Origin of the sequence: Sulfurihydrogenibium yellowstonense SS-5 (assembly GCF_000173615.1) — a bacterium.
Lineage (GTDB): Bacteria > Aquificota > Aquificia > Aquificales > Hydrogenothermaceae > Sulfurihydrogenibium > Sulfurihydrogenibium yellowstonense.
The window spans coordinates 1-7531 of sequence record NZ_ABZS01000077.1 but is presented as its reverse complement, the minus strand read 5'-3'; the positions used below and the strand labels follow the sequence as shown (position 1 = coordinate 7531).

8 protein-coding genes and 2 pseudogenes are annotated in these 7531 nt (G+C 31.7%); 4 read left to right on the top strand and 6 right to left on the bottom strand.

Annotation, left to right across the window (positions count from 1 at the left end; all coding sequences use genetic code 11):
* Nucleotides 1-1232, bottom strand: a 1232-nt coding sequence (locus tag SULYE_RS04315) for an IS256 family transposase (RefSeq protein ID WP_007546776.1), incomplete at its 3' end; no start/stop codon positions are given.
* A 54-nt stretch (nucleotides 1233-1286) separates the two neighbouring features.
* Between SULYE_RS04315 and SULYE_RS04310 the strand changes: the two are divergent.
* From SULYE_RS04310 to coaE, 4 genes and pseudogenes are all read left to right on the top strand, one after another.
* A pseudogene (locus tag SULYE_RS04310) lies at nucleotides 1287-1547 on the top strand (transposase); the annotation flags it as partial.
* Between the two features lie 193 nt (nucleotides 1548-1740).
* On the top strand, nucleotides 1741-3027 hold the full coding sequence (hisD, locus tag SULYE_RS04305) for a histidinol dehydrogenase (protein ID WP_007546871.1): 1287 nt from the start codon (nucleotides 1741-1743) through the stop codon (nucleotides 3025-3027).
* Entirely contained in the window at nucleotides 3020-4063 is a 1044-nt protein-coding gene (locus tag SULYE_RS04300; RefSeq protein ID WP_007546870.1) for a mechanosensitive ion channel family protein, read from the top strand. The genes hisD and SULYE_RS04300 overlap by 8 nt, the downstream gene beginning before the upstream one ends.
* Nucleotides 4060-4656: a dephospho-CoA kinase gene (coaE, locus tag SULYE_RS04295; protein WP_007546869.1), complete on the top strand. Its 597-nt coding sequence runs from the start codon at nucleotides 4060-4062 to the stop codon at nucleotides 4654-4656. Before SULYE_RS04300 ends, coaE begins: the two co-directional genes overlap by 4 nt.
* Nucleotides 4657-4828: 172 nt before the next feature.
* On the opposite strand, the gene SULYE_RS04290 is transcribed toward coaE, so the two are convergent.
* From SULYE_RS04290 to SULYE_RS08365, 5 genes and pseudogenes are all read right to left on the bottom strand, one after another.
* Nucleotides 4829-5344 carry a DUF4416 family protein gene (locus SULYE_RS04290; protein WP_007546868.1) on the bottom strand — a complete coding sequence of 172 codons (516 nt, stop codon included), beginning with the start codon at nucleotides 5342-5344 and terminating at the stop codon, nucleotides 4829-4831.
* On the bottom strand, nucleotides 5341-6258 hold the full coding sequence (moaCB, locus tag SULYE_RS04285; RefSeq protein WP_343122141.1) for a bifunctional molybdenum cofactor biosynthesis protein MoaC/MoaB: 918 nt from the start codon (nucleotides 6256-6258) through the stop codon (nucleotides 5341-5343). Before moaCB ends, SULYE_RS04290 begins: the two co-directional genes overlap by 4 nt.
* 10 nt (nucleotides 6259-6268) lie before the next feature.
* Entirely contained in the window at nucleotides 6269-6796 is a 528-nt protein-coding gene (gene hpt / locus SULYE_RS04280) for a hypoxanthine phosphoribosyltransferase (RefSeq protein ID WP_007546866.1), read from the bottom strand.
* Nucleotides 6796-7212 carry a ribosomal protein S18-alanine N-acetyltransferase gene (gene rimI / locus SULYE_RS04275; protein WP_007546865.1) on the bottom strand — a complete coding sequence of 139 codons (417 nt, stop codon included), beginning with the start codon at nucleotides 7210-7212 and terminating at the stop codon, nucleotides 6796-6798. Before rimI ends, hpt begins: the two co-directional genes overlap by 1 nt.
* A pseudogene (locus SULYE_RS08365) lies at nucleotides 7202-7531 on the bottom strand (multiheme c-type cytochrome); the annotation flags it as partial. The gene rimI and the pseudogene SULYE_RS08365, both read right to left, overlap by 11 nt.

Sequence of the window (7531 nt, the reverse complement as noted above, 5' to 3'; positions counted from 1 at the left end):
TAATTTTGTGTCTGGATTGAAAATTTTTTATTAAACATTTGTAAAATTTCATAAGAAGCTCCTTTAAAAGCAGGTATAGGTTTTTTCCATTTTCCATTCTTTAAATTATCTCTCTGGATAAGCAGATTTACTTCAAGAATGTCCACAGATTGAAAATATCCGCCTAAATTTATTCTTACCTTCTCTATCATGCTATTAACACTTTCAACTGGATTTGTTGTGTATATGTGCTTTCTTAGACTTTCTGGATATTTTAAAAAACATAAGTATCTCTCTTTGTTGGATTGAATATGTTTTATGAAGTTTGGATACTTAGACTTAAATCTACTACATAAGTCATCTAATTTTTCTAATCCATCTTCATAATCTAAGCTGTTTTCTTTTATGTTTTTTAATTCTTTGTTAAATACTTGTGAATCTTCTTTATCCATCTGATTTCTAACGTTTCTTTGCAAATGGACTAAACATAGCTGATGGTCTGTGTAAGGAAATAGTGTTTCTATGGCTTTTGATATCCCAGGAAAATCATCACTTACTATAAGCATTACCCTTTTTAGTCCTCTATCTATTAAATCATTGAATACTTTTATCCAGTCTGCTTTATTTTCACTACTGAAAAATGTATAAAATCCAAATATATCTTTGTTTCCTTGCAAATCCACTCCAAGAACTACATAGACAGAAGCTTTTCTGATTTTGTTTTTCTCTTTTATATCACAGTGATATGCATCTATATACAGTACAAATGCATCCGATGGAAGCTCTCTTGTTTTGAAATCATTAAGTCTTTCTATAAGCTCTTTTTTAATTTTATCCATATATTGCTTTGAGTAGTTTAATCCCAAGCTTTTTAATGTAGAATCTATCTTGCTTTCTGAGTATCCATTGGATACTAAACTCATAAGAAGGTTTATATAATCTTCATTAACTCTTTTATAAGGGTCAGGCAGTATTTGTGGTCTAAACCTACCTTTTCTATCTCTTGGGACATTTATGTTAAGCTTGAAAGAACCTGTATTTAGACTTCTTTCATAATATCCGTTTGCTTTGTTGTCTTTATCGTTTTCAAGAAAGAAATTTCTTTCTTGGTTCATAACTAACTCTACAACGGATTCTAAAAGCTTTCTTATACCTATCTTTTCTTGAGTTGCTATACCATTTGGGAAAAGTTCTTTTACTAATTCTTCAGTTGATCTGTCTAATATTTTTTCAAAGTATTCTTTCTTATCCATTACTACTCCTCCTTATAATTTTATTTAGACATAACATTATTTTAACTTCCTCAAAGTCCTTATGAAAGTTCAGAATGTGTAAAGAAAAGTGATTCAATAAAAAAGATGGGAAATCCATATGTAAGAAAGATATTATACATGGCAGCATTATCAGCAATAAGGTTTAACAAATACTGCAGAGAATTATACGAGAGGTTAGTAAGTAAAGGTAAGGCTAAAAAGTTAGCATTAGTGGCTATAGCACATAAGTTATTAAGGCAGGCATATGGTGTATTAAAAAACAGAAGACCATTTGATGAAAATTTTTGTACTTGACATTTAACATAGAACATCCTGAGGACTTAAGTCTGAAGGATCTCATTTTTTAATTTTTGATTTAAAAGGAAAAACAGAAGATTCTTCGTACGGCTGCAGAACGGCAGCGTTGATTTTTGAAACAGTCTCCACTCAACGTATTTCTCTATTACTGATATAATATTCCTCATTACATCTGTACAAGGAGAAGTTGATGAAAATCGTTGATTTGAGAGGAAGATACTTTAAAGAGGATGAAAGTCTGGAATTTCTAATAAAAAGAGGAGACATAGAAACAGAAAAATACGAACCTATTGTAAAAACTATCATAAAGGAAGTAAAAGAAAGAGGAGATGAGGCTCTTGTAGAATTTACAGAAAAGTTTGATAAAGTTAAGTTAAATCCGGAAGACCTTGTAATTCCATTTGAAGAGCTTGAAAAAGCATACAATGAGATAGAAGATGATGTTAGATGGGCTTACGAAGTAGCTTTTGAGAGAATTTATGAATTTCATGAAAATCAAAAAGAAAAATCTTTCTTTAAAGAAGAAGAGGGAATGATTCTTGGTCAGAAAATAACACCTTTGGAAGTAGTTGGACTATACGTTCCTGGTGGCAAGGCGGCTTATCCTTCAAGTGTAATCATGAATGCAGCTCCTGCAAGGGTAGCCGGCGTTAAAGAGATTGTTATGTGTTCTCCAAATCCAAATAAATACACATTGGCAGCTGCTTTTGTTTGTGGTATAGATACTGTTTATAGAATCGGTGGTGCTCAAGCAATTGCTGCAATGGCTTACGGAACAGAAACAGTTAGAAAAGTTGATAAAATCGTTGGTCCGGGTAATATATACGTAGCTTTAGCTAAAAAGAATTTATATGGAATAGTTGACATAGACATGATAGCAGGACCTTCAGAAATTCTTGTAATAGCAGATGAAACTGCAAATTACAAATGGGTTGCAGCAGATTTACTATCTCAAGCAGAACACGACGAGCTGGCAGCATCCATACTTGTTACAACGTCAGAAGACCTTGCAAAGAAAGTAAAAGAGTATTTATACACAGAACTTTTAAAAGATTTTCCAAGAAAAGAAATAGCAGAAAAATCTTTAAATGTATATGGACATGCTTTTATTGTAGATGATTTAGATACTGCTTGCGAAGTATCAAACTATATTGCTCCTGAACACTTAGAAATCATAACAAAAAATCCGTTTGATTTACTTAATAAAATATATCATGCTGGAGCTATATTCCTTGGAGAGTATGCAACAGAACCACTTGGGGACTATATCCTTGGACCAAATCACGTATTACCTACTTCAAGAGCAGCAAGATTTTCATCTCCTCTTGGAGTTTATGACTTTATAAAAAGAAGCTCTGTAATATATGTATCAAAAGAAGGCTTTGACAGAGTAGCAAAACATGCTATCAATATGGCCAAATCCGAAGGTCTCGAAGCTCACAAATTAAGCGTTGAAATAAGAAAAAATAATGAATAATTTATTGAAAGATTATAAAGACCTGATATTATTCGTTGGCTCTTTTGTTGTTTTATACATTTTAAGGCTTACAGCTTTAAGATTTTTAAAGGCATTTAGAAACAGGTTTAAAGGTCTATCGCATGACATTTTAGATACCATCTATAAAAGCATAAAAATTCCATCCTTAATTTGGGTAATTTTAATTTCTGTACATGCAACGGTCTATCTCTCAAAATTACCCCAAAATCATATAAACCTGATAACAAAAGTAATAGACGTCTTATTGATATTCTCAATTACAATACTGATTGGGAATCTCTCTACAAGAATAGTTAAGCTTTACTTACAGAATAAAAATCTTCCAGAGACAGGACTGATATTTATCTTACTTCAAGTTTTTATCTATTTGATTGGAATATTAATGATGCTGTCTTATCTTGGTATCTCCATAATGCCAATCATTACAACGCTTGGAGTAGGTGGTCTTGCAATAGGTTTAGCTTTAAAAGACACATTATCAAATATTTTTTCAGGTCTTTATATACTGCTTGAGAAAAATATAAAGGTTGGTGATTTTATAGAGCTTGAAAATGGTAAAAAAGGTTATGTTATGAACATAAACTGGCGTACTACAACAATAAAAACTTTATCTAACGATGTTGTAATCCTTCCTAACGAAAAACTTGCACAAAGCATCATTGTTAATTTTGCAAAGCCTGTAGAACTTACAAGAGTAGCCATAGAGATTCCTGTTAGTTATGATGCAGATATAGAAAAGTTTGAAAAAATAGTAATGGAAGAAGTTTATAACTTAGCAAAAGAAAATGATAAATTGCTACTTGACCCTGCTCCAGTACTTAGATTTATTCCTGGCTTTGGAGATAGCTCTTTAAACTTTACCCTTTATTTTTATGCAGCTAATTATGAAGATAGTTTTTTAGTTCAAAGTGAGCTTAGAAAGAGAATATTTAAAAGATTAAAAAAGGAAGGTATAGAAATTCCATATCCACAATTAGACGTACATATTAAAGACATAAAAAAGGATTCTCTATGAAAGTAATAGGTCTTACAGGTGGAATAGCAACAGGTAAATCAACTGTAGAAAGAATCTTAGAAAATCTCGGTGCAAAGGTAATAGATGCAGACAAGGTTGTTCACAAACTGCTAAGTGATGAGAATGTTAAAAATGAGATCAGGCAATATTTTCCTGATGCATTTGATGACGAAGGAAACATAGATAGAAAAAAGTTGGCAGGTATTGTGTTTAATGATTATGAAAAAAAGAGAATTCTTGAAAATATTCTACATCCAAAAGTTAATCAAGAGATTGATAGGTGGATAGAAATCAATAAAAAGGAAAATTCAGATAAAGTTTTATTCGTATCTGTACCGCTTATGATAGAAACAGGAAGCTATAAAAAGTATGATAAAGTTGTTTTAGTCTATGCACCAAGAGAACTCCAAATAAAAAGATTGATAGAAAATAAAGGTTATTCTTACGAAGAAGCTTTAGCAAGAATCAACGCACAGATGGATATAGAAGAAAAAAGAAAGTATGCAGGCTACATAATAGAAAATACCGGCACTATTCAAGAGCTTGAAGAAAAAGTAAAACAGCTGTATGAGTCTTTATTAAAAGATGGTTGATTTTTGACGATGATTTATAAGTCAGTTGAGAAATTCAATAAGAACAATATATTCTTCGACGGCTGCAGAATGACGATGTGGATTTTTGCAAGCAGCCTCACTGCTAATTTTTTACCCAAGGTATCGAATATTAAATATACCTAAATTTTATCAACATCTCGCATCTCATATTTCATTCAGTGACTTTTTTACTTTTCAAATAAATTCTTCGAACTTCATTAAAAAAATCAGCGTTTTCTTTGTAGTCTAAATAGCTCCATAGTAGCGGCTGAAAGCTCCCATGATGGTAAAGCAGCTGTATCTCAGCATAAACGCCGTTTGATAAATATATTCTTGAACCCTTGTCTTTATGGCTAAGTGCTACAACTTGATATTCATCAGCATAAACCGGGTCTATGTTAACTGTCCTTCTGCCGTCTACACGTAAACTATCTTCTAACTCCATGGAGTACTTTTTTATTTTCACGCCGTCTTCTTTGTTTATTATTTCATCAAAAAGAACAAACTTTTTTATCAAACCTTCTCCCATCTCTTTTTCATGATAATGAGAGTATTCTAAGCCAAATTCTTTTGACTGAAGAATGATGTTTCCAAAATTTTTTTGTAATTCATCTACGGCTTTTGTTAAGTAATTTTGTTTATTTTTATTCCACATTAAGGCAAAAACGATTAAAGCTTTGTTTTTCAATGCTTCTTTTCACCTTTTGCCATTCTGATTGCATGTTTTAACAATGGTGCAATCATTCTTAAATTATCTTTTACTCCGCCGGTGCTACCCGGTAAATTGATTATCAAGGTATGGTCTCCTGCTATACCACAAACAGCTCTTGATAAAAGAGATTTTGGAGTAAATTTAATTCCGACGATTCTCATAGCTTCAGAAAAGCCTATCATCTCCTTTTCTATCACTTCTTTTGTTGCTTCCGGAGTATTATCTCTTTTACTAAATCCTGTTCCGCCTGTTGTAAAGATAATATCGACTTTATCTATTAAAGATTTGAGTTTTTCTACTAATTTTTCCTTATCATCAGGAAGAATTGTATAATCTATAACCTTGCCACCAAATTCATTTTCGATAATATCTATTGCTGTTTTTCCGCTTTTGTCTTGAGCCTCACCTTTATAACATGAATCACTTAAAGTGATTACTGCACAGTTTAAGCCAGAAAGGTCTTCTTCATAGTCAGATTTTCCACCTTTTTTAGATAAAAGTTTAATGTCTGAGATAATCATATTTTTATCAAAAGCTTTACACATATCATACACATTTAAAAGTGCAGCAGAAACTGCCGTTAAGGCTTCCATTTCTACACCGGTTCTGCCTATGCATCTAACAAAAGATTTTGCATATACTCCATCTTCATGAAGCTCAACTTCTACAAATGCTTGGTCTATCATGATAGGATGACAAAAAGGTAATATCTCGGGTGTTTTTTTTGCTCCCATCATTCCAGCCATCATAGAAGCTGTAAGCACATCTCCCTTTGGAATCTGTTTATTCCTTATAAGCTCTACTGTTTCCTTAGACAAATATATTTTCCCTTCAGCTGTTGCCTCTCTGATAGTTTCAAACTTTATAGAAACATCTACCATTTTCATGATTTCCCTCTCCTCAAACTACCGCATAGATTTCTTTTAAGTTTCTTCCTTCTTCTGCCCAATCAAGTCCATATCCAACCACAAATTTATTCGGAATTTCAAACCCGTAAAAATCAGCATTATAATCCACTTCTCTTCTTTCTCTTTTATCTAAAAGTACGCATGTTTTTAATTTTTTTGGGTCTCTTAAAGATAACGCTTCAACTAAAGCTTTTAAAGTTCTTCCTGTATCTATAATGTCGTCAACAATCAATACGTTTTTATCTTTAATGTCAACAGACATATCTTTTATAAAGATAACCTCTCCAAAACTTTCCATCTCTGTTTTATAGGAAGATACCTGCATAAAGTCAATAAAAATTTTTCCTTCTAAATTTCTTACCAAATCGGCAAAAAACATAAATGAACCTTTTAAAATGCCTATTACATAAAGCTCTTCGCCATTGAATTCTCTGCTTATAGCTTTCGCAAGCTCTTTGACTTTTTCTTGAATTTTATCTTCCGGTATTAAAAGTTCTAATTTTCTTCCTCTTATCTCCATTATAGCTCCTTTTTCATCAAAATTGCATCATCTGAGCTTGAATAATACTTTTCTCTATAACCATATTCATAAAAACCAAGCTTTTTGTATAGATTGATTGCTCTTGAATTTTTTGAAGAAACTTCTAAGTAGCAAACTTTTACGTTATTCTCTTTTAGCTTATTCAAAAGATACTCTAACAAAATTTTACCATATCCCAAACCTTGAAACTCTTTTTTGACAGCAATTAGAAAAAGCTCTGCTTCATCTAAAATATAAAAGTAGCTTAAAAATCCTATGATTTCACCATTTATTTCTAAAACTGTTGGATTGTTGTTTTCGCTAAAAAAAGAGTCATCAAAATCTCTTTCAAAGACATCTCTTAAGAAACTTTTTACTATTTCTTTCTCGTTTGGGTTTAATGGTCTAAAAGTCATAAGATGCTATTTTTTCTGGTTTTTCCTGCCAAGATAATTTTCTGCTTAAAACTACTTTAACTTTGTCAAAATCTGCTACTGAGTTAAATTCTAAGACTTTTTCTTTACTATTTACGAACGGATCATTTGGAAGAACTGTTATGCTGTCAGAATAAACTTCTTTTCCATCTTTAAAAAAGGTCACATCAACGTAGTATTTAGGCTTTCCGTTATCTGCTGTTGGTACATTATGGGGAACTTTTTTATTTAAGATTGTAAGTTTCAGTGTTTTATCTGTTTTTTCTGCTTTTACTTCAAAAAATTCTGGTTTTGATTTTGG